The following is a 21883-nucleotide window of genomic DNA, read 5'->3' as shown; positions in this document are numbered from 1 at the left end:
GCCGCGATCACGGATCTTTCCGGATCTCGCGGAGGATCTTGCCGGTCTTGTAGCCCCAGTGGTCTTCGACCCCGGCGGCAGCGGCGGCTACCACATGAAACCCCGTGGCAACGACGCTGTCCGGCCCGCTCTGTCGGTGCCAGACAACGGCCATCGACACGTGGGCAGTGGTGCTGGAGATCTCCCCGGCGTTGGCCGCAGTTGCATGAGCTATATAGATGTCATCCATCTGGTTGGGTAGCGGCGGCATGCCGTGACTCTCCTTGTTTAATACCACCGAGTTCACCTTTCTGGTAAACGGCGCGGGATTGTTCACGTTGCCTACGCCGAACCGGTATAGCGGGCTATCGGTTATCTGGCTTGGCATCACCCTACCGGCTTTGCGGAGTGCCGAGGTCTTCGCGATTTTCAAGGCTTCAGCGAAGAATTGCTTGTCGTAACCCAGTGTCCACGTCGGGCTAGGGGGGAGGTTTTTGCCGGCTTGATCTGCCAGGCTCAGTGCGCTTTCGAGGATTTTCTTGAAAAAGGATGGAACCTTGCCGCTAGGGTCGTGCCGATTGATCGGGTCACCCAGGCAGTAGCAGTAGGCGTTGATCCCGCCTTTGTCGAACGGGCTCATGCGGTCCGGGCTGTTGAAGCGCATAAGTACCGGGCTGAACCAACGGTGGCCGTTGCCCAGCGGGTAATGCCCGCTGACCTTGTCGGGCAGTTCGCCATTGAAACCGAGCAGACTGTCGTCGCGTTTCGCTCGGTGGCCGTAGGGGCCGTAGCTTACGTACGGGTTAGTCATCGTCGTGCCCAGCACGCTGCACTGCTGGTCGGTTGCCAGTAGTGTGCTGGATTGGCCGTGTTGTGCCAGGGGTTGAGACTGATGGCGCAGGAACGAGACGGCGCGGTTGCCTTGCAGCGCGGTAATCAGGAAGGCGTTCTGGTAAAAGCGTTGCATGATGGCGCTGCCGAGGAGGCGGTCAAGCGGATCGTAGAGGTAGCTAGTTAGCGCGGATGGAATCGATCTTTCTGAAGGCATTTCGGTCACTCTTTGGCAGGAAAGTAAACTTTCTGTTAAGTGACTGGAGCGTATATTCGGCTAAAAAGTCGGGCTACTGGCAAAAATGACAGGTCCGCATCAACGCCTGCCCCGGCCACGGACGCAATGCCGTTCCCCGACGGGAAGCGCAGTACGTCCATGGCTTGAGGCGTTCGGTGTCGGTTTGTCAGAGGAACACAAACTTGGCAACAAAGATTGCGCAGAGCACCCACAGGCTGGCCGAGATCTCTTTGTAGCGCCCCGTGCCGGCCTTGAGCACCACGTAGGTGATAAAGCCCAGGGCGATACCGTCGGCAACCGAGAAGGTCAGCGGCATCATGATCGCGGTAATGATCGCCGGGATGCTGTCGGTGGCTTCATCCCAGTTGATGTGCGCCATGCTGCCCATCATCAGCATGGCCACGTAGATCAGCGCACCGGCGGTGGCGTAGGCCGGGATCATGCCCGCCAGCGGGGCGAAGAACATCGCCGCGACGAACAGCAGGCCGACGACCACGGCGGTCAGGCCGGTACGGCCACCGGCGGCTACCCCGGCAGCACTTTCCACGTAGCTGGTCACCGGCGGTACCCCCACCACGGCGCCGAACACACTGGAGGCACTGTCGGCCTTGAGTGCGCGCGAGAGGTTCTCGATACGCCCGTCGGCATTTACCAGGTTGGCCCGTTGTGCCACACCCATCAAGGTGCCGGCGGTGTCGAACATGTGCACGAAGAGGAATGCCAGGACCACGGCGATCATGCTCACGTTGAATACCCCGGCCACGTCCATCGCCATCCAGGTCGGCGCCAGGCTTGGCGGCAGTGAGAACACGCCGCCGTACTCGACCAGCCCCAGGCCCCAGCCGGCAAGCGTCACGCTGATGATGCTGATCAGGATTGCACCGAAGACGCGGTGGTAGCTGAGCACCGCAATCATCAGGAAGCAGATCGCCGCCAGCAGCGGGCCAGGCTCATGCAGTGAGCCCAGTTTGATCAGGGTGGCCGGGCTGGCGACGACGATACCCGCGGTTTTAAGACCGATCAGCCCGAGGAACAATCCGACGCCGGCGCCCATGGCGTGGCGCAGGCTGACCGGGATGCTGTTGAGCAGCCATTCGCGCACGCGGGACAGGGTGAGGAACATGAACAACACCCCGGAGACGAACACCGCACCCAGCGCGGCCTCCCAGGTGTAGCCCATGGTGCCGACCACGGTGTAGGTGAAGAAGGCGTTCAGGCCCATGCCCGGGGCCAGGCCCACTGGCCAGTTGGCGTACAGCCCCATCAGCAGGCAGCCGAGTGCCGCGGCGATACAGGTGGCGACGAAGGCCGCACCGTGATCGATGCCGGCATCGGCCATGATGTTGGGGTTGACGAAGATGATGTAGGCCATCGTGATGAACGTGGTCAGACCCGCGATCAGCTCGGTCTTGACGGTCGTGCCATGTAGCTTGAGTTTGAAAATCCGCTCCAGCCAGCTCGTTTCGAGCGGGGGAGCAAGATCCAGCGTAGGGGCGTCGGATTTGCGGCTTTCCACAGCGTGTACTCCTCAAGTCTTTCTTATTGTTCAGGGCCATAGCCTGCGCACGCACTAGGGGGCCCTGGAGAGAGTGGTTGGCAGCTGACCGATTCCGTTTGTTGACCGTGGAGTCAGGAAGTTGCACGGGTGGATTATGCGTTTGTATACAAAGAATGCAAATAATGTTTTTGCTGCTGAACACACAATATTTGTCGACTGCGCTATAAAGGCCATCATCCACTGCAGAAATCGCTTCGCCTGTGTACAATGCGCCCATACCTTATTCATCTAATTTTCTATCCAGGACTTGCCTTCGCCCCACTGGCTGGTATTACAGTCAAGGTCCGATAGGTGGATCTCCGTGCTCGAGTGCCCATGAACGAACAGCTGCAACCTCTCAAGAAGCCCACGCGTGCTGGCAAGGCCGGCCGTAGTGGCACCCAGGACGACATCGTCTACGCGCATATTTTCGAGGCGATCCTCGAACAACGTCTCGCGCCGGGTACCAAGTTGAGTGAGGAAGCGTTGGGCGAGATCTTTGGCGTCAGCCGCACCATCATTCGTCGCGCGCTGTCGCGGCTGGCCCACGAAAGCGTGGTGCTGCTGCGACCGAACCGCGGCGCCGTGGTGGCCAGCCCCACGGTCGAGGAGGCGCGTCAGGTGTTCTTCTCGCGGCGTATGGTCGAACGGGCCATTACCGAGTTGGCGGTGCAGCACGCTACCCTGGAACAGCTGAACGAACTGCGCCAGATGGTTCGCGAAGAGCGCGACAGCTTCTCGCGTGGTGATCGCGGCGCCGGTATCCGGCTCTCCGGCGAATTTCACCTGAAGCTGGCCGAGGCGGCGGGTAACGCGCCGTTGATCAGCTTCCAGCGCAGCCTGGTGTCGCAGACCTCGTTGATCATTGCCCAGTACGAGAGCGGCAACCGCTCGCACTGCTCGTACGACGAGCACATGCAACTGATCGACGCCATCGAGGCGCGCGATGCCGAGCAGGCGGTGAGCCTGATGATGCATCACATGGATCATATCGACAGCAAGCTCAACCTCGACGAGGAAAGCGCTTCGGACGATCTGCACGCGGTGTTCTCGCACCTGCTGCAAACCAAGAAGCGTGGGCCGGTTTCGATCAAGGGCTGAGTTCGCGCCGACATCAATCGCGGGACGAGCCCGCTCCCGCGCTCTTGTGGGCGCGGGCTCGTCCCGCGATGCTTTCGGGGTGCCACTGGCACTCCTTCCAACCTCTGCTAGATTCACATTTGCAAACCTCATCAAAGCAGTTGGGCTTGCGCTTTGCGGCGTACATCAACTTCTTTGAGGATGGACAAATGTCGATGCCACTGGGCAAACGCATGGGTGCAGAACTGATCGGCACCTTCTGGTTGGTAGTGGGCGGTTGTGGTAGCGCGGTGCTCGCCGCGTCATTCCCGAGCGGTATCGGACTGGTCGGGGTGGCCATGGCCTTCGGCCTCACGGTCCTGACCATGGCGTTCGCCATCGGGCACATCTCCGGTTGTCACCTCAACCCCGCGGTTTCCGTCGGGCTGGTCGCCGGCGGGCGCTTCCCGGCCAAAGAGCTGGTGCCCTACATCCTCGCCCAGGTCGTCGGGGCGATCCTCGGTGCGGCAGTGATCTATTTCATCGCCAGTGGCAAGGCCGGCTTCGAGCTGTCCGCCGGCCTGGCCTCCAACGGCTACGCCGAACACTCCCCGGGCGGCTACTCGCTGGCAGCCGGCTTTGCCAGTGAAGTGGTGATGACCGCGATGTTCATCCTGGTCATCATGGGCGCCACCGATACCCGTGCCCCGGCTGGCTTTGCGCCCATCGCCATCGGCCTGGCGCTGACGCTGATTCACCTGATCTCGATCCCGGTCACCAACACCTCGGTCAACCCAGCACGCAGCACCGGGCCGGCCTTGTTCGTCGGCGGCTGGGCGCTGCAACAGCTGTGGTTGTTCTGGGTGGCGCCGCTGATCGGGGCGGTGATCGGCGGCACGCTCTACCGTGGACTGTTCCGCGAACCTTAGCGCTGGTGCACGCAACGCCCGGCGGCGTAGGTTTCGCGAATGGTACGGTCGTCGCCCAGGGTGGTCAGCACGAACAGCGTCTCCTCGATGCTGTTCGACTGCTGGATGCGGTAGTCGAGCAACGGCGTCGCCTTGTAGTCGAGGACGATGAAGTCGGCATCGGTGCCTGCCTGCAGGGTGCCGATGCGGTCTTCCAGGCTCAACGCGCGAGCGCCGCCCAGGGTGGCCAGGTACAGCGACTTGAACGGGCTCAGGCGCGCGCCTTGCAGTTGCATCACTTTATAGGCTTCGTTCAGCGTGTTGAGCAGCGAGAAACTGGTGCCGGCACCCACGTCGGTACCCAGGCCAACCTTGACCTTGAACTGTTCGGCCTGCGGCAGGTTGAACAGGCCGCTGCCGAGGAACAGGTTCGAGGTCGGGCAGAACGCCACCGCCGAACCGGTCTCGCTCAGGCGCTTGCACTCGGCGTCGCACAGGTGCACGCCGTGGGCGAACACCGAGCGCTCGCCGAGCAGTTCGAAGTGGTCGTACACGTCCAGGTAGCCGCTGCGCTCCGGGAACAGCGCCTTCACCCATTCGATTTCCTTGAGGTTCTCGCTTAGGTGGGTGTGCAGGTACAGCGCAGGGAACTCCTTCAGCAGCTGGCCGGCGAGGGCCAGTTGCGCCGGGGTGCTGGTCGGCGCGAAGCGCGGGGTGACCGCGTAGTGCAGGCGACCCTTGCCATGCCAGCGCTGGATCAGCGCCTTGCTCTCGACGTAGCTGGATTCGGCGCTGTCGGTGAGGTAGTCGGGAGCGTTGCGGTCCATCATCACCTTGCCGGCGATCATCCGCAGGTCGAGGCGTTCGGCTTCTTCAAAGAAGGCGTTGACCGACGCTGGGTGCACGCTGCCGAACACCAGCGCGGTGGTGGTGCCATTGCGCAGCAGTTCCTCGACGAAAATCTTCGCCACCTTGTCGGCGTGGGCCTTGTCGGCGAACTGTTTTTCGCAGGGGAAGGTGTAGGTGTTCAGCCAGTCCAGCAGTTGTTCGCCGTAGGAGCCGATCATCCCGGTCTGTGGGAAATGGATGTGCGTGTCGATGAAGCCCGGGGTGATCAGCGCGTCCTGGTAGTGGACCACTTCGATGTCGGCCGGCAGGCTCGGCAGCAGCTCGGCGGCATGGCCGATGGCGCTGATCTTGCCGTTGTCGACGATCAGCAGGCCGTCTTCGAAATACGCGTAGGACGCTTCCACGCCGACTTCGGCGGGGTCGGCGACGCTGTGCAGGAGGGCGGCACGGTAGGCTTTGCGGGTTGCGCTCATAAGGCTCTCGTCAAATGGCTTGGCTGCGCCGTGACGGCGGCAGCAATTGGGCAATGGGTTCAGCATTGGCGGCCGGGTTGTGCTGGCCAAAGCTGGCGTTGTAGGTGGCGATGATTTCGCCGGCGATGGACACGGCGATCTCGATCGGCAGCTTGCCTTTCACCTCGGCGATACCCATCGGGCAGCGCAGGCGTTGCAACTGCTCGGCGGTAAACCCGCGTTCGAGCAGGCGGTGCTCGAACTTGACCCGTTTGGTCTTCGAGCCGATCAGGCCGAACCAGGTGAAATCGTTACGTTTGAGCAGGGCGGCGGTCAGTTCCAGGTCCAACTGATGATTGTGGGTCATGACGATGCAGTAGCTGCCCGGGGGCAGGTCGTCGACCTCGTCGACCGGTTCTTCGCTGACGATCTTGCTGACCCCGGCGGGAATCACCGCAGGGAATTCCTGCTCGCGGGAATCGATCCAGCGCACCCGGCAGGGCAACGCGGCGAGCAAGGGTACCAGAGCGCGGCCGACATGGCCTGCGCCGAACACGGCGATCTGCGCCTGCACGCCGCCCATCGGTTCGAACAGCAGCACGGTGGCGCCGCCGCAGCACTGGCCGAGGCTGGCGCCCAGGCTGAAGCGCTCCAGGTGAGTGTTCTGGCGGCCTTCGCTGAGCATCTGCCGGGCGATGTGCATGGCCTTGTATTCCAGGTGGCCGCCACCGATGGTGTCGAACAGTTGGCTGGCACTGACGACCATTTTCGAACCGGCATTGCGCGGGGTCGAGCCGCGCTCTTCGATGATGGTCACCAGTACGCAGGGTTCGCCGCGGTCGTGCAGGTCGGCGAGGGCGTTGATCCAGGTGTGCATAAGTCAGTTACCTTTTTGGCTCTGGGCTGGCCTCATCACGGCGTCACTGTCTCAACCTCGGCGGCCGCCGCGCGGGCCGCCACCACCTTGCGCATTTGCTCGCAACCCCAGAGCACCCGCTCCGGCGTCGCCGGGGCGTCGATCAGCGGTTGCACGCTGTAGTCGGCCAGGCTCGCCACGGCGTCCTTCAGGGCACACCACGGCGCGATCCCAAGCATGAACGGTGGCTCGCCGACCGCCTTGGAGTGGAACACCGTGTCTTCCGGGTTCTTGCGGTTTTCCACCAGCTTCACCCGCAGGTCGAGTGGCATGTCGGCCACCGCCGGGATCTTGTAGCTGGCCGGGCCATTGGTCATCAGTTTGCCCTTGGCGTTCCACACCAGTTCCTCGGTGGTCAGCCAGCCCATGCCCTGGATGTAGCCGCCTTCCACCTGGCCGATGTCGATGGCCGGGTTCAGCGAGGCACCGACGTCATGCAGGATGTCGGTGCGCAGCATCTTGTACTCGCCGGTCAGGGTGTCGACGATCACCTCGGCGCAGGCCGCGCCGAAGGCGTAGTAATAGAACGGCCGGCCGCGCGCCTGGCTGCGGTCGTAGAAGATCTTCGGCGTGCGGTAGAAGCCGGTACTCGACAGCGATACCTGGCCGAAGTACGCCTGCTGGATCAGGGTTTCGAAGGTGAGGATCTCGTCACGCACGCGCACATGGCCGTTGCGGAACTCGACGTCTTCCTCGGTCACCTTGTAGTGTCGTGCGGCAAACTCGACCAGGCGCTGCTTGATGATCTGCGCGGCGTTCTGCGCCGCCTTGCCGTTCAGGTCGGCGCCGCTGGAGGCCGCCGTCGGCGAGGTGTTCGGCACCTTGTCGGTGTTGGTCGCGGTGATCTGGATGCGCCCGACATCCACCTGGAACACCTCGGCCACCACCTGCGCCACCTTGGTGTTCAGGCCCTGGCCCATCTCGGTGCCGCCGTGGTTGAGGTGGATACTGCCGTCGGTGTAGATGTGCACCAGTGCGCCGGCCTGGTTGAGGAAGGTTGCGGTGAACGAGATGCCGAACTTCACCGGGGTCAGCGCCAGGCCCTTTTTCAGGATCGGGCTGTTGGCGTTGAAGCGCCGGATCGATTCGCGGCGCTGCTGGTAGTCGGCGCTGGCTTCGAGCTCGGCGGTCATTTCCTCAAGCATGTTGTGCTCGACGGTCTGGTAGTAGTGGGTGATGTTGCGCTCGGTCTTGCCGTAGTAGTTGGCCTTGCGCACCGCCAGCGGGTCGAGTACCAGATGGCGGGCGATGCGGTCCATCACTTCCTCGATGGCGACCATCCCCTGCGGGCCGCCGAAGCCACGGTAGGCGGTGTTCGACGCGGTGTTGGTCTTGCAGCGGAAACCGTTGACCGTGGCATCGCCCAGGTAATAGGCGTTGTCGGAGTGGAACATGGCCCGGTCGACGATGGACGCCGAGAGGTCCGGCGAGTAGCCACAGTTCCCGGCCAGGTCGAGGTTGATTCCGTGCAGGCGGCCGTTGTCGTCGAAGCCGACGTCATACTCGACATAGAACGGGTGACGCTTGCCGGTCATCAGCATGTCTTCGACGCGCGGCAGGCGCATCTTGGTCGGCTGGCCGGTGATCCGTGCAATCACCGCGCAGAGGCAGGCCGGGCTGGCTGCCTGGGTTTCCTTGCCGCCGAAACCGCCGCCCATGCGGCGCATGTCGACGACGATCTTGTGCATCGGTACGTCGAGCACTTCGGCCACCAGCTTCTGCACTTCGGTCGGGTTCTGCGTGGAGCAGTAGACGATCATCCCGCCGTCTTCGGTGGGCATCACCGAGGAAATCTGGGTTTCCAGGTAGAAGTGTTCCTGGCCACCGATGTGCAGGGTGCCCTGCACGCGGTGCGGAGCGCTGGCCAGGGCGCGGTTCGAGTCGCCGCGCTTGTGCGTGTGGGTGTCGAGCACGAAGTGCTTCTTGCGCAGTGCCTGGACCACGTCCAGCACCGGCTCCAGGTCCTCGTATTCAATGATCGCGGCCATCGCTGCGCGACGCGCGGTATCGAGGTCGCGGGCAGCGACGGCGAGCACCGGCTGGCCGACGAACTCGACCACGTCGATGGCCAGCAGCGGGTCGCCGGGCATCACCGGGCCGATGTCTTTCAGGCCGGGAATGTCTTCATGGGTGATCACCAGGCGCACGCCATCGATGGCGTAGCACGGGCGGGTGTCGATGCTCAGGATGCGCGCGTGGGCGCGGTCGGACATCCGCGCATAGACGTGCAACTGGTTCGGGTATTCGAGGCGGTCGTCGATGTAGGTGGCTTCGCCGGCGACCTGCTTGTCGGCGCTGTCGTGCTTGATGCTGCGGCCGACCCCGGTGGTCAGGTCCTGGCTGAACAGCGCGGCCAGTTCCGCCTGGCTCTTGGCGACGTGATGATGGTTAGACATAAGCGGTCACCCGGGTTTCGATGTGCGGCGTTTGCAGTTCGATGAAGTATTTGCGCAGCAGGTTCTGCGCACCGAGCAGGCGGTATTCCTTGCTGGCGCGGAAGTCCGAGAGCGGCGTGAAGTCCTCGGCCAGGGCCTGGCAGGCGCGCTCGATGGCGGCCTGGTTCCAGGGCTTGCCGCGTAGCGCGGCTTCGCAGGCGCGGGCCCGTTTCGGGATCGCCGCCATACCGCCAAAGGCCAAGCGCGCGTCGCTGACGATGCCGTTGTCCAGTTGCAGGTTGAACGCGGCGCAGACTGCGGAGATATCGTCGTCCAGGCGCTTGGACACCTTGTAGGCGCGGAACGTCCATTCGGCGCTGGCGCGTGGCACGATGATCTTCTCGATGAACTCGCTTTCCTGGCGCGCGGTGATCCGGTAGTCGATGAAATAGTCTTCCAGGTTCAGCGTGCGCGTGTTTTCGCCCTTGCGCAGAACAATCTGCGCACCGAGCGCGATCAGCAGGGGCGGCGAGTCGCCAATCGGCGAGGCGTTGCCGATGTTGCCGCCCAGGGTGCCCTGGTTGCGGATTTGCAACGAGGCGAAGCGGTGCAGCAGTTCGCCGAAGTCCGGGTACTCGCTGCTCAGCGCCTCGTAGCAGTCGGTGAGCGGGGTAGCCGCGCCGATCTCGATGTGCGTGGCGCTGTGCTCGACGCGCTTGAGTTCGGCGACGTTGCCGACATAGATCATCACCGGCAGGGTTTTGTGGAACTGGGTCACTTCCAGTGCCAGGTCGGTACCGCCGGCGAGCAGGCGGGCTTCCGGGTGCGAGCCGTAGAGGTCGGCCAGGTCGGCGACGGTCAGCGGCACCAGGCAGCGCTTGTCGCCACTGTTGAGTTCACCGGTTTCTTTCGGCGCGATGGCCTTGAGGCGGGCGATAGTCTGCGCTGCGGCGCTGTCGAACTGGTCCGGCTGGGCCTGGCAGCAGGCCTGCTTGGCGGCATCCAGAATCGGCCGGTAGCCGGTGCAGCGGCAGAGATTGCCGGCCAGGGCTTCCTGGGCCTTGTGCAGGTCCGGTGCATCGCTGTTCTTTTGCAGGGCAAACAGCGACATGACGAAGCCCGGCGTACAGAAGCCGCACTGCGAGCCGTGGCAGTCGGCCATTGCCTGTTGCACGCTGTGCAGCTTGCCTTCGTGCTTGAGCCCTTCGACGCTGATCAGCTGTTTGCCATGCAGCGAGGAAACGAAGGTCAGGCACGCGTTGAGACTGCGGTAGCGCAGATGCTCGGCGCCGCTGGCATCGATCTGAAGCTCGCCAACCACCACTGTGCAGGCACCGCAATCGCCGCTGGCGCAGCCTTCCTTGGTGCCGGATTTACCCAGATGCTCGCGCAGGTACTCAAGCACCGTCAGATTGGGATCCAGGGCATGCTCACTGCGCAGCTCCTGGTTAAATAGAAACTGGATCACGGAAGGCCTCACAAGCGAATTATTGTTGTTGAGCGGACTGGCACTGACTTTATTCAGCCCTGACTTTTCGGTCAATTGTTTTCTGACTTAAAGGTCAAGTTTTTGCGCGTGCAAGCACTAGCGCCTTTCGCCAACCTGTCCCTTGAGCATAGAACCCCTGGCGGCAGGCGAATGTTTTGCGGCATTCGTGCCAACTTCTGCGCTGCTGCCCCTGCGCGAGGGCCGGGCAAGTGCGCTACAATCCGCGCTTGTGCACAGTTCAATGATTTTGAAGGAAAACCATGACGTTCAAGGCGCCGGACAGCCTCTCCGAGCAAATTGCCCATTACCTGGCCGAGCGGATCATTCGCGGTGAGCTCAAGCCTGCCGAACGTATCCAGGAGCTGAAAGTCACCCAGGCGTTGAATGTCAGCCGTGGTTCGGTGCGCGAAGCGCTGCTGATCCTTGAGCGACGCCACCTGGTGACCATCCTGCCGCGCCGCGGCGCCCACGTTACCGAGCTCAATGAGCACAACGTGCGCAGCCTCTGCACGCTGATGAGCGAGCTGTACATCCTGCTGGCCAACGCGGTGGCCCATGGCCGACGCAGCGATGCCGACCTGTGGCCGTTCCTCGAAATCCAGCAGCGCCTGCAGGACGCCTGCGAACGCCAGGACATCCGCGCCTTCGTCGAAGACAGCTTTGCCGTGATGCGGGCGGCCTATCCGTTCGCCAACAACCCGTACCTGCAGGAAACCGTCGAGAACCTGCAGCCGGCGATGAGCCGCAATTACTACCTGGCGCTGGACCAGCGCAAGGCCGAGATGGGCGAGTTCCTCGAGCTGTTCGCCAACTTGCTGGCTGCCGTGGTGGCCAATGACCAGCCGCGTATTCGTGAGGTGCTCACGGCCTACTGCGAACGCAGCTGCCTGGTGGTACTGGGCGCCCTGGTGCCTGCCTAAGCATGCGCCTGAAGTGCATTCGCCTGGCGGGGTTCAAGTCGTTCGTCGACCCGACCACCGTCAATTTCCCCAGCAACATGGCGGCCGTGGTCGGCCCCAACGGCTGCGGCAAATCCAACATCATCGACGCCGTGCGCTGGGTGATGGGCGAAAGCTCGGCAAAAAACCTGCGTGGCGAGTCGATGACCGACGTCATCTTCAATGGCTCGACCAGCCGCAAGCCGGTCAGCCAGGCGAGCATCGAGCTGGTGTTCGACAACAGCGACAATACCCTGGTCGGCGAATACGCCGCCTACGCGGAAATCTCTATCCGCCGCAAGGTGACCCGCGACGCGCAGAACACCTATTACCTGAACGGCGCCAAGTGCCGGCGCCGCGATATCACCGATATCTTCCTCGGCACCGGCCTGGGCCCGCGCAGCTACTCGATCATCGAACAGGGGATGATCTCCAAGCTGATCGAGGCCAAGCCCGAAGAACTGCGCAACTTCATCGAAGAAGCCGCCGGTATCTCCAAGTACAAGGAGCGCCGCCGCGAGACCGAAAACCGTATCCGCCGCACCCACGAGAACCTGGAGCGCCTGACCGACCTGCGCGAAGAGCTCGAACGCCAGCTCGAACGCCTGCACCGGCAGGCCCAGGCGGCGGAGAAATACAAGGAATACAAGGCCGAGGAGCGTCAGCTCAAGGCCCAACTGGCCGCCCTGCGCTGGCAGGCGCTGCACGACCAGGTCGGCCAGCGCGAGGCGATCATCGCCGATCAGGAAATCGCCTTCGAGGCCTTGGTGGCCGAGCAGCGCAATGCCGATGCGAGCATTGAGCGCCTGCGCGATGGTCACCACGACCTGTCGGAACGCTTCAGCCTGGTGCAGGGGCGCTTCTATTCGGTGGGCGGCGACATCGCCCGGGTCGAGCAGAACATCCAGCATGGCCAGCAGCGCCTGCGCCAGTTGCAGGACGACTTCAAGGAAGCCGAGCGTTCGCGCCTGGAAACCGAGTCGCACCTGGGCCATGACCGCACCTTGCTGGCGACCCTCGGCGAAGAGCTGGAAATGCTCGAACCGGAACAGGAACTGACCCTGGCCGCCGCCGAAGAAGCCGCGGCCACCCTGGAAGAAGCCGAAGCCACCATGCACGGCTGGCAGGAGCAGTGGGATACCTTCAACAGCCGCTCCGCCGAGCCGCGCCGTCAGGCCGAGGTGCAGCAGTCGCGCATCCAGCAGTTGGAGCAGAGCCTGGAACGGGTTGCCGAGCGCCAGCGCAAGTTGAGCGAAGAGCGCGATCAGCTCAGTGCCGACCCGGAAGACGCAGCGATCCTCGAACTGAGCGAACAACTGGCCAGCAGCGAACTGCTGCTGGAAGACCTTCAGCTTGAAGAGCTGCAAGCCGGCGAGCGCCTCGACGCCCTGCGCGAGCGCCTGCAGCAGGCCACCCAGGCCCAGCAGCAGGCGCAAGGCGAGCTGCAACGTCTGGGCGGGCGGCTGGCGTCGCTGGAGGCCTTGCAACAGGCCGCGCTCGATCCCGACAGTGGCACCGCGCAGTGGTTGCGCGAGCAGGGCCTGGAACAGCGCCCACGGCTGGCCGAAGGTCTGCGGGTGGACGCCGGTTGGGAGCTGGCGGTGGAAACCGTGCTCGGTGCCGACCTGCAGGCGGTGCTGGTCGACGATCTCGGCGGCCTGGAGCTGGGCGATTTCAGCCAGGGTGACCTGCGTCTGATCGAGTCTGGCACAGCGGGCGCCGGGGTGGCGGGCAGCTTGCTGGACAAGGTGCAGAGCACACTCGACCTGAGCCCGTGGCTGGGCAAGGTGCGCCCGGTGGAAACCTTGCAAGCCGCACTGGCTGCGCGCAGCCAACTGGCTGACGGCGTCAGCCTGATCAGTCGCGATGGCTACTGGGTCGGCCGGCACTTCCTGCGCGTCAACCGCGCCAGCGACGCCCAGGGCGGCGTACTGGCGCGTGGCCAGGAGCTGGAGCAACTGGGCCTTGAGCGCGAAACCCTCGCGGCCAACCTCGAAGCACTTGAAGCACAACTGCTGGCCCTGCGTGAACAGCAGCGCGAGCTGGAAGAGGGGCGCGAACAGCTGCGCCGGCGCAGTCAGGACGAGGCGCGCCAGCAGGGCGAGCTGAAGGCCCGGCTGTCCGCCGGCAAGGCCCGCGCCGAGCAGTTGAGCCTGCGGCGTCAGCGTCTGGAAGAAGAGCTGGCGGAAATGCTCGAACAACGCGCCCTCGAACACGAAAGCCTCGGCGAGTCGCGTCTGCAATTGCAGGACGCCCTCGACCTGATGGCCCAGGACACCGAGCAGCGTGAGCGACTGCTGGCCCAGCGCGACCAGTTGCGCGAGCGCCTCGACCGCGTGCGCCAGGAGGCCCGCCAGCACAAGGATCACGGTCATCAACTGGCGGTGCGCCTGGGGTCGTTGCGCGCCCAGCACGATTCTACCCGTCAGGCCCTGGAGCGCCTGGAACTGCAGGCCGAACGCCTGACGGAAAAGCGCGAGCAGTTGAGCTTGGGCCTGGAGGAGGGCGAGGCGCCGCTGGAAGAGCTGCGTCTGAAACTCGAAGAACTGCTGGAAAAGCGCATGAGCGTCGACGAGGAAATGCGTCAGGCCCGCCTGCACATGGACGAAGCCGACCGTGAACTGCGCGACGCCGAGAAGCGCCGGACCCAGGCCGAACAGCAGGCACAACTGTTGCGCAGCCAGCTGGAGCAGCACCGCATGGAATGGCAGGGGCTGAGCGTGCGCCGCAAGACCTTGCAGGAGCAACTGCACACCGACGGCTACGACCTCGACGGCGTGTTGGCCACCCTTGCCGAGGGGGCCAGCGAGCAGGAGGCCGAGCTTGAGCTGGAGCGCATCGACGGGCGTATCCAGCGCCTGGGTGCGATCAACCTGGCGGCCATCGACGAGTACCAGCAGCAGTCCGAGCGCAAGCGCTACCTGGATGCGCAGAACGATGACCTGGTCGAAGCGCTCGAGACCCTGGAAAACGTCATCCGCAAAATCGACAAGGAAACCCGCAACCGCTTCAAGGATACCTTTGATCAGATAAATGCCGGATTACAGGCGCTTTTCCCAAAAGTTTTCGGTGGTGGCAGCGCTTATCTGGAACTGACGGGCGAAGATCTACTCGATACAGGGGTAACGATCATGGCGCGGCCGCCGGGCAAGAAGAACAGCACCATTCATTTGCTCTCGGGCGGTGAAAAAGCGCTGACTGCCCTGGCCTTGGTATTTGCCATTTTCAAATTGAATCCGGCGCCGTTCTGCATGCTCGACGAAGTCGATGCGCCGCTGGACGATGCCAACGTCGGTCGCTATGCGCGGTTGGTTAAAGAGATGAGTCAGACGGTGCAGTTCATCTATATCACCCACAACAAGATCGCCATGGAAATGGCCGATCAGTTGATGGGGGTAACCATGCACGAGCCGGGCTGTTCACGGCTGGTGGCAGTGGACGTAGAGGAGGCGATGGCCATGGTCGACGCCTGAAACGACCCGCGAAAAGCGAGATGGCGCACGAACTTGCAGCAAATGGCCGTGTCAGTTGCGACAGACGGTGTAAAGTTATCTTTGGTCGTGCTAGCTTAATGTCAATTTTTCTATGCGTGGGTAAAACGCCTGTCAGAACATAGAGTTGGCGCCACGTTTTAAAGGGGTTTAAACCCTTTATTTTTCAGCATTTTTCACAGAGGCACGGGATTACATGGAAATCGGTCTGCGCGAGTGGCTGATCGTCATCGGCATTATTGTCATCGCCGGTATTCTTTTTGACGGCTGGCGCCGGATGCGCGGTGGCAAGGGCAAGTTGAAATTCCGTCTGGACCGCAGTTTCTCCAATCTGCCGGACGACGAGAGCGGTGGCGCCGAGGTGCTCGGCCCGCCCCGTGTGCTGGACAACCATAAAGAGCCGCAGCTCGATGAGCATGACCTGCCGTCGATGAGCGTCCCGCTGCGCGAGCAGCGCGAGCCGAAAGTTGGCAAGAGCAAGCGTGGCAAGCGTGCCAGCGAGCCGAGCCAGGGCGACTTGAACCTGGCCGCCGAGGCGCGTGAGCCGGACCTGTTCGGCAATGCCGACGACGATTTCCCGGACGAAAGCCCGAAGACCAGCGGTTTCGGCGCCAGCGAAGGCAAAGACCTGCCGCCGGTTGAAGAAGTGCTGGTGATCAGCGTGATTTCCCGCGACGAGGGTGGTTTCAAGGGCCCGGCGCTGCTGCAGAACATACTCGAAAGCGGCCTGCGCTTCGGCGAGATGGACATCTTCCACCGTCATGAAAGCATGGCCGGTAACGGCGAAGTGCTGTTCTCGATGGCCAACGCGGTGAAGCCGGGGGTGTTCGACCTGGATGACATCGACCACTTCAGCACCCGCGCGGTGAGCTTCTTCCTCGGCCTGCCAGGCCCACGTCACCCGAAACAGGCGTTCGACGTGATGGTGGCGGCGGCACGCAAGCTGGCGCATGAGCTGAACGGCGAGCTGAAGGACGATCAGCGCAGCGTGATGACCGCGCAGACGATTGAGCATTACCGTCAGCGGATCGTCGAGTTTGAGCGTCGTGCGCTGACTCAAAAACGCTAAAAGCATCGCGGGACGAGCCCGCTCCCACAAGAGCACCGCAGCACACTGTGGGCGCGGGCTTGTCCCGCGATGAGGTCCTCAAGGCCTTACCGAACTACGCGAGAGCAGCCCAGGCTGCTCTTTTGCTTTGCAAGAGATTACAACCATGACCGCCGAAACCCGCATCCTCGAACTGCGCGCCGAACTCGACCAGCACAACTACCGTTATTACGTGCTCGACGAGCCGAGCGTGCCAGACGCTGAGTATGACCGCCTGTTCCGTGAACTCCAGGCCCTGGAAGCCGAGCACCCCGAACTGGTCAGCGACGACTCGCCCACCCAGCGGGTTGGCGGTGCGGCGCTGACGGCGTTCACCCAGGTGCGGCATGAAGTGCCGATGCTCAGCCTCGGTAACGCCTTCGAGGAAACCGACCTGCGCGAGTTCGACCGCCGGGTGGTCGAAGGCCTCGACCTGCCTGCCGGCGACCTGTTCGGCGGCGGTTCGGCGGTGGACTACAGTTGCGAACCGAAGCTCGATGGCCTCGCCGTCAGCCTGCTGTACCGCGACGGTCAGTTGGTGCAGGGCGCCACCCGTGGCGACGGCACCACCGGCGAAGACATCAGCGTCAACGTGCGCACCGTGCGCAACATCCCGCTCAAGCTGCACGGCAGCGGCTGGCCGGCCGTGCTGGAAGTACGCGGCGAGGTGTTCATGAGCAAGGCTGGCTTCGAGCGCTTGAATGCCGCCCAGGCAGAGAGCGGTGGCAAGACGTTCGCCAACCCGCGCAATGCCGCCGCCGGCAGCCTGCGCCAGTTGGATTCGAAGATCACTGCCAGCCGTCCGCTGGAGTTTTGCTGCTATGGCCTCGGGCAAGTCTCGGAGCAGATCGGCGATACTCATATCGGCATTCTCGAAACCCTCAAGGGCTGGGGCCTGCCGATCAGCCGCGAGCTCAAGCACGCCGCTGGCATCGACGAATGCCTGGCCTACTACCGTGACATCGGCGAGCGTCGCAACGAGCTGCCGTACGAGATCGACGGCGTGGTGTTCAAGGTCAACAGCCTGGCTTCGCAGCGCGAGCTGGGCTTTCGCGCCCGCGAACCGCGCTGGGCCATCGCGCATAAATTCCCGGCGTTAGAAGAGCTGACCGAAGTGCTCGACGTCGAATTCCAGGTTGGCCGGACCGGTGCGGTGACCCCGGTGGCGCGGCTCAAGCCGGTCAAAGTGGCCGGCGTCACCGTGGCCAACGCGACCCTGCACAACATGGACGAAGTGGCCCGCCTGGGCGTGATGATCGGCGACACGGTGATCATCCGCCGCGCCGGCGATGTGATCCCGCAGGTGATGCAGGTGGTTACCGAGCGGCGTCCGGCCGATGCCCGTCCGGTGCATATTCCCAGCGAATGCCCGGTGTGCGGCTCGCGCGTCGAGCGCACCGTGCTGGTCAAGCGCAGCAAGGGCAAGCAAACCCACAGCGAGGGCGCGGTGTACCGTTGCGTCGGCCGCCTGGCCTGTGCGGCGCAGCTCAAGCAGGCGATCATTCACTACGTCTCGCGACGCGCCATGGACATCGAAGGCCTGGGCGAGAAGAGCGTCGAGCAACTGGTGGACGAAGGCCTGATCAAGTCGCCGGCCGACCTCTATCGGCTGACCTTCGAGCAGATCGTCGACCTCGAAGGCTTTGCCGAAGTGTCGAGCAACAAGCTGCTCGCGGCCATCGAAGACAGCAAGCGGCCGAGCCTGGCGCGCTTCATCTATGCCCTGGGTATTCCCGATGTCGGCGAGGAGACGGCCAAGGTGCTGGCGCGCTCGCTGGGTTCGCTGAAGCGGGTGCAGGTGGCCTTGCCGCAGGTACTCACCTACCTGCCGGACATCGGCCTGGAAGTGGCCCATGAGATCCACAACTTCTTCGAGGACGCGCACAACCAGGGCGTCATCGAGCAACTGCTGGCCTGTGGCATGCAACTGCAGGACGAAGGTGAGCTGGCGGCCGAGTTCGCTGCCAGCACCACCCTGGCCGGGCTGATCGCCAAGCTCGACATCAGCTCGGTCGGCCCCACCGGTGCCGAGAAGCTGGTGGCCAAGCTCGGTAGCCTCGACGCGATCATCGCCGCCGATGGCATCGACTTGCGTCAGGCACTGAACACCAAGCAGGCCGATGCGGTGCGCGAGTTTTTCCGCGATGAGGCCAATCAACAGTTGGCGCACGCCATCGAAGCGCAGTTGCGCGAGTTCGGCATGCATTGGGCCTGCGAGAAGAAAGTTGCCGAGGGCTTGCCGCTGGCCGGGCAGACCTGGGTGCTGACCGGTTCGCTGGAGCGCATGAGTCGCGACATCGCCAAGGACAAGCTGGAAAGCCTCGGGGCCAAGGTGGCCGGCTCGGTGTCGGCCAAGACCCACTGTGTGGTGGCCGGCCCTGGTGCCGGCTCCAAGCTGGCCAAGGCCAACGAGCTGGGCCTGGAGGTGCTGGACGAAGACCAGTTCGTCGGCTTCCTGGCTAAGCATGGTATTACGGTCTGAGCGAACGGCGCGGCAGCGAAGTGGGGCATTACTACGGGGATCGGCTGGTGATCGACAGCGTCTGGCTGGAGGATTTTCGCCGGTTGTTCGGCGACGAGCGTGCCAGCTATGCGGCGGCGCTTTAGTGGCATTACCAGCAGGGCGCCCCGGCCAATTGGGCGATGGCGCATGTCAGCGCTTACGCGACCATGCACCCGTGGGAGGACTGGGCCGAAACCTGGGCGCATTACCTGCACATGACCGATGCGCTGGACACGGCGCTGGCGCTGGGCAAGCTGCATTTCATTCATTTGTGTGTCGCGGACGCGGCTATCTAGCTGATTCTGAAAATAAAAGGTTGTAACTTGGTATCAGGCCGGTACAATGGCGCGGCTTGTCGCTAGACAGGCTGCGTTATGGTGACCCCATCGGTCCCCCCGCAACGATTACCCGTCAACCTGGTCAGGCCCGGAAGGGAGCAGCCACAGCGGGAACATTGTGTGCCGGGGTGTGGCTGGTGGGGTCGCCTCCAATCATCTAAGTGATTGATTCTTAACGGTTTTTCACCCTTTACCACGCGGTGGTACAAGGAGTGATACATCCGTGTCGACCATCCCGTCCTATCTTTTGTTGTCCCGCCACTCGGTTTACTACTTCCGAATTGTGGTGCCGGATTTAATTCGTCCGTTATTCCCTCAAAGAGAAATACGTCGCTCCCTGCAGACTCGCTGCAAGCGGGAGGCGTTGATTCGTGGGCGGGATATTCTGGCCCAGGTCCAGGGTTTGTTTACCCAGGCATTCCAGGGGTTGCGACCGTCGCTCGACTTGATTCGCGGGGCCTGGGAGGTTGGGGGTAAGCGTCTTGCCAGTTGGGCCTCATGGCTTCGTCAGCAGCAGATGGTTGGCACGACCATGCCCTTGCCCTCTGCATCGCCGTCCCAGCCTTCAGTAGCCGTCTCGGTCGCTCCAGTGAGGCCGTCCGTGATAGAGCCCTCGGTTACACCGCAATCGCCGGGCTTTCTTGCTGTGGTCGAGGAGCACTTGGCTCAGCAATGTAGGGAAGGGGTACTGGTGAAGTCCCTGGACGACAAGCGTGCTGTGGCTGTGCTGTTGACCAGAATCATTGGCGACCTACCCATCGACCAGATAACCCGTAAGGATGCTCATCGGTTCCGGGAGACTGCGTTGAAACTACCGCCGCGTCTCCACCAACTGCCTGACCAGCCGCTAGAGCAGACTATCGCGGAGGCGACCAGCACCATTAGCGTCACGACGTTCAACAACTACATCAAGAACCTAACGACATTCTTCTCATATGCAGTCAGGGAGGGCTATTGCAGCCGTAATCCCTTTGATGGTCTTCGTGTGCGTCAGCGGCATAAGGTCAGTGAGGAGCGTAGCGTATTCAGTGTGCAGGATCTAAAGCGGCTGTTCGACAAAGCCACGTACCCGCCCGCTCATGGCGGCAAGCCGAACCAATACTGGCTACCGCTACTTGGGCTCTATACGGGTGCCCGGCTCAATGAACTTTGCCAGCTCTACACTGACGACATCGTCACCATTGACGGTATCGCCTGCATTCATATACGTGCCACTCGGCCCGACCAGAAGCTCAAGACACCGGGGTCGGAGAGGTTGGTGCCGATCCACTCTAAGCTGGTTGAGTTGGGTTTCTTGGCGTACGTGCAGAAGGTGAAGGAGTCTGGGAAGCAACGGGTGTTCCCTGAACTGACCTGCCATAGTAAGCATGGCTATAGCGCGGCTCCGTCCAAGTGGTTTGCTCGATTGCGTGACCAGTTGGGGTTCCGTGATGAAGTCGGCAAGAAGGACTTCCATAGCTTCCGACACACATTGGCCGACCATCTGAAACAGAAGGGGGTTGCTGAGTCATTGGTCGGTGGGCTGCTCGGCCATCAGGCGGGAGGTATTACCTTCAACCGTTACGGCAAAGACTTTAAACCGGGCATATTGGCGCCGACAGTAGAGCTGGTTTCCCTGGAGTCCCTGTAAGTGCGATGGAGAGCTGGACCAGGAGTCGCTGGCCTTTCTCCAGTACAACAATCTTGGAACGGCCATCAGGTGCCATTACCTCGTCGAACAGAACGCCCTTGTGCTTGTTGTAAACAGCCCAGTGGCCATCCCGCTTGAACAGGTACTGCATAACCTGGAGGGTCTTCTGCAGTTGCATGGTGTTCACGCCTGGGAGCTTCCTGGCGAAGTCGACCACACCGATACGGGAGCGTTGGCCAACGGCTTCCCCGACCTGGGCTGCAGGGAGGATGCGGGCGTTCTCAGCCTGCAGTGCCACCTTTTCCTGGGTCAGGCGGTCGACCTTGCGCTGCAGGATGCCGAAGGCTTTCTCCAGCAGTTCGTCTTCCGACAGCTCGCCGGTTGCTACCTTCTCCTCCCCCATGATGTAGGCGCCGTCCTTGCGGATGGCTGGGAGGACTACCCGCGTTACCCAGTCTTGGAAGGCTTTGGCCTCGGGCTTGTCGCTCCGCATGATGATCTTGTACAGGCCTGATTCAGACAGGCAGAGGGCGCCTAAGCCACGGAAGCCCGGTAGTTTGACTACCTGCTTTTCGTCCGCATTAAAGGTCTGCTTGGCGTGATAACGCATGTTGTCGATGGTGAAGCCAAGCACCTCCGTAACGTCTTTTGCGACGAACCACGGTTGACCCCTCAGCTCCACGACCCGAACATCCTGCAGGCCGAAGTTGAATACCTGCAGGCTCATACCGGCTCCTCCAGGAAGCCCTTCAGTCGGCTTGCTGCTTTGTCTGCGGTTTCGGCTTCCTTGAGCAGTTCCTGGGCCTGGGTATCCAGTACGTCGGCCTTAGCGGACTTCACACTGGCTCGACGGCGGTTGCGCTTAGCCAGGGCCTCCAGGCGTGCAATGGTTTTGGTGAAGACGTTCAGAATGACGGCTACGCGGCTCATGCCTTCACCTCCTGCATGTTCACGTCGATTTTGACGACCAGCTCCTGGGTCATTTGCAGGAAGTCCTGGACCTGATGGATGTGGCCCAGGGTGATAGACCGGACGGTCGCTTCCAGGCGCTCCCGGAGACGGGCTTCAAAGAGGCTTAGCTGTTCATCCACGATGCAATCAATAACGACTGGGCCTGTCCCCTGGCAGCGGACGCCAAGAAGCTTGTTATCCAGCCTTCTGCCTCAAGCCTTTGGCATATTCGTTCGGAGAACGGTAGCCCAGCGCAGAGTGCAGTCGGCTGTCGTTGTAAAACCCATGGATGTAACTGGCGATCGATAGCTG

The 21883-nt window shown here is 62.6% G+C and carries 16 protein-coding genes, 1 other RNA gene and 1 pseudogene; 9 read left to right on the top strand and 9 right to left on the bottom strand.

Annotated elements, in window-relative coordinates; genetic code table 11:
* Positions 1-7: 7 nt before the first annotated feature.
* Both DCO48_RS16790 and DCO48_RS16785 read right to left on the bottom strand, forming a co-directional pair.
* Positions 8-1027 carry an RHS repeat-associated core domain-containing protein gene (locus DCO48_RS16790; RefSeq protein ID WP_116551739.1) on the bottom strand — a complete coding sequence of 340 codons (1020 nt, stop codon included), beginning with the start codon at positions 1025-1027 and terminating at the stop codon, positions 8-10.
* A gap of 187 nt (positions 1028-1214) precedes the next feature.
* On the bottom strand, positions 1215-2564 hold the full coding sequence (locus DCO48_RS16785) for an NCS2 family permease (protein WP_116551738.1): 1350 nt from the start codon (positions 2562-2564) through the stop codon (positions 1215-1217).
* 357 nt (positions 2565-2921) lie between these two features.
* Between DCO48_RS16785 and DCO48_RS16780 the strand changes: the two genes are divergently transcribed.
* On the top strand, positions 2922-3686 hold the full coding sequence (locus tag DCO48_RS16780) for a GntR family transcriptional regulator (protein WP_116551737.1): 765 nt from the start codon (positions 2922-2924) through the stop codon (positions 3684-3686).
* 188 nt (positions 3687-3874) lie between these two features.
* The gene (aqpZ, locus tag DCO48_RS16775) at positions 3875-4573 is read left to right on the top strand and encodes an aquaporin Z (RefSeq protein WP_116551736.1); all 699 of its coding nucleotides are present in this window, start codon (positions 3875-3877) and stop codon (positions 4571-4573) included.
* Here aqpZ and guaD read toward each other — a convergent pair.
* The 4 genes from guaD to xdhA are packed head-to-tail and all read right to left on the bottom strand — an operon-like array spanning position 4570 to position 10612.
* Positions 4570-5874 (bottom strand): guanine deaminase, encoded by a 1305-nt coding sequence (gene guaD, locus DCO48_RS16770; protein ID WP_116551735.1) that lies wholly within the window; start codon positions 5872-5874, stop codon positions 4570-4572. The two genes, aqpZ and guaD, sit on opposite strands and share 4 nt — an antisense overlap.
* 10 nt (positions 5875-5884) lie before the next feature.
* Positions 5885-6730, bottom strand: a complete 846-nt coding sequence (gene xdhC, locus DCO48_RS16765) for a xanthine dehydrogenase accessory protein XdhC (protein ID WP_116551734.1) — start codon at positions 6728-6730, stop codon at positions 5885-5887.
* A gap of 35 nt (positions 6731-6765) precedes the next feature.
* A complete protein-coding gene (gene xdhB, locus DCO48_RS16760; RefSeq protein ID WP_116551733.1) occupies positions 6766-9165 on the bottom strand; it encodes a xanthine dehydrogenase molybdopterin binding subunit in 2400 nt (799 codons plus the stop codon).
* On the bottom strand, positions 9158-10612 hold the full coding sequence (gene xdhA, locus DCO48_RS16755; protein WP_116551732.1) for a xanthine dehydrogenase small subunit: 1455 nt from the start codon (positions 10610-10612) through the stop codon (positions 9158-9160). The genes xdhB and xdhA overlap by 8 nt, the downstream gene beginning before the upstream one ends.
* 281 nt (positions 10613-10893) lie before the next feature.
* On the opposite strand from xdhA, the gene DCO48_RS16750 reads away from it, so the two are divergent.
* The 7 genes and pseudogenes from DCO48_RS16750 (at position 10894) to DCO48_RS16720 (ending at position 20620) form a co-directional block, all read left to right on the top strand.
* The gene (locus tag DCO48_RS16750) at positions 10894-11553 is read left to right on the top strand and encodes a GntR family transcriptional regulator (RefSeq protein WP_116551731.1); all 660 of its coding nucleotides are present in this window, start codon (positions 10894-10896) and stop codon (positions 11551-11553) included.
* A gap of 2 nt (positions 11554-11555) precedes the next feature.
* Positions 11556-15044 (top strand): chromosome segregation protein SMC, encoded by a 3489-nt coding sequence (gene smc, locus DCO48_RS16745; protein WP_116551730.1) that lies wholly within the window; start codon positions 11556-11558, stop codon positions 15042-15044.
* 214 nt (positions 15045-15258) lie between these two features.
* Positions 15259-16131, top strand: coding sequence for a cell division protein ZipA (gene zipA / locus DCO48_RS16740; RefSeq protein ID WP_116551729.1), 873 nt, complete (start codon positions 15259-15261; stop codon positions 16129-16131).
* Between the two features lie 145 nt (positions 16132-16276).
* Positions 16277-18631, top strand: coding sequence for an NAD-dependent DNA ligase LigA (gene ligA, locus DCO48_RS16735; protein ID WP_116551728.1), 2355 nt, complete (start codon positions 16277-16279; stop codon positions 18629-18631).
* A gap of 17 nt (positions 18632-18648) precedes the next feature.
* Positions 18649-18903: pseudogene (locus DCO48_RS16730) on the top strand (putative zinc-binding metallopeptidase); the annotation flags it as partial.
* A gap of 133 nt (positions 18904-19036) precedes the next feature.
* Positions 19037-19133: signal recognition particle sRNA small type (gene ffs / locus DCO48_RS16725), an RNA gene on the top strand.
* 80 nt (positions 19134-19213) lie between these two features.
* On the top strand, positions 19214-20620 hold the full coding sequence (locus DCO48_RS16720) for a site-specific integrase (RefSeq protein WP_116551727.1): 1407 nt from the start codon (positions 19214-19216) through the stop codon (positions 20618-20620).
* Here DCO48_RS16720 and DCO48_RS16715 read toward each other — a convergent pair.
* Genes DCO48_RS16715 through DCO48_RS22755 form a run of 3 tightly spaced genes read right to left on the bottom strand, consistent with a single transcriptional unit; the run spans position 20565 to position 21711 of the window.
* Complete coding sequence (locus DCO48_RS16715) at positions 20565-21347, bottom strand: BRO family protein (protein ID WP_116551726.1); 783 nt, start codon at positions 21345-21347, stop codon at positions 20565-20567. The two genes, DCO48_RS16720 and DCO48_RS16715, sit on opposite strands and share 56 nt — an antisense overlap.
* Positions 21344-21550 carry a hypothetical protein gene (locus tag DCO48_RS16710; protein WP_116551725.1) on the bottom strand — a complete coding sequence of 69 codons (207 nt, stop codon included), beginning with the start codon at positions 21548-21550 and terminating at the stop codon, positions 21344-21346. The genes DCO48_RS16715 and DCO48_RS16710 overlap by 4 nt, the downstream gene beginning before the upstream one ends.
* Positions 21547-21711 carry a hypothetical protein gene (locus DCO48_RS22755; protein ID WP_165840788.1) on the bottom strand — a complete coding sequence of 55 codons (165 nt, stop codon included), beginning with the start codon at positions 21709-21711 and terminating at the stop codon, positions 21547-21549. The genes DCO48_RS16710 and DCO48_RS22755 overlap by 4 nt, the downstream gene beginning before the upstream one ends.
* Positions 21712-21883 lie beyond the last annotated feature (172 nt).

The sequence above is a fragment of the Pseudomonas sp. SDI genome, from assembly GCF_003105155.1.
Lineage (GTDB): Bacteria > Pseudomonadota > Gammaproteobacteria > Pseudomonadales > Pseudomonadaceae > Aquipseudomonas.
This window is presented reverse-complemented; position numbering and strand designations above follow the sequence as displayed.

Bases quoted from the DNA above. Each gene is read 5' to 3' on its own strand.
- DCO48_RS16790 (WP_116551739.1), bottom strand. From the start codon at position 1,027: ATGCCTTCAGAAAGATCGATTCCATCCGCGCTAACTAGCTACCTCTAC.
- DCO48_RS16780 (WP_116551737.1), top strand. From the start codon at position 2,922: ATGAACGAACAGCTGCAACCTCTCAAGAAGCCCACGCGTGCTGGCAAG.
- aqpZ (WP_116551736.1), top strand. From the start codon at position 3,875: ATGTCGATGCCACTGGGCAAACGCATGGGTGCAGAACTGATCGGCACC.
- guaD (WP_116551735.1), bottom strand. From the start codon at position 5,874: ATGAGCGCAACCCGCAAAGCCTACCGTGCCGCCCTCCTGCACAGCGTC.
- xdhC (WP_116551734.1), bottom strand. From the start codon at position 6,730: ATGCACACCTGGATCAACGCCCTCGCCGACCTGCACGACCGCGGCGAA.
- xdhB (WP_116551733.1), bottom strand. From the start codon at position 9,165: ATGTCTAACCATCATCACGTCGCCAAGAGCCAGGCGGAACTGGCCGCG.
- DCO48_RS16750 (WP_116551731.1), top strand. From the start codon at position 10,894: ATGACGTTCAAGGCGCCGGACAGCCTCTCCGAGCAAATTGCCCATTAC.
- smc (WP_116551730.1), top strand. From the start codon at position 11,556: ATGCGCCTGAAGTGCATTCGCCTGGCGGGGTTCAAGTCGTTCGTCGAC.
- zipA (WP_116551729.1), top strand. From the start codon at position 15,259: ATGGAAATCGGTCTGCGCGAGTGGCTGATCGTCATCGGCATTATTGTC.
- ligA (WP_116551728.1), top strand. From the start codon at position 16,277: ATGACCGCCGAAACCCGCATCCTCGAACTGCGCGCCGAACTCGACCAG.
- DCO48_RS16715 (WP_116551726.1), bottom strand. From the start codon at position 21,347: ATGAGCCTGCAGGTATTCAACTTCGGCCTGCAGGATGTTCGGGTCGTG.
- DCO48_RS16710 (WP_116551725.1), bottom strand. From the start codon at position 21,550: ATGAGCCGCGTAGCCGTCATTCTGAACGTCTTCACCAAAACCATTGCA.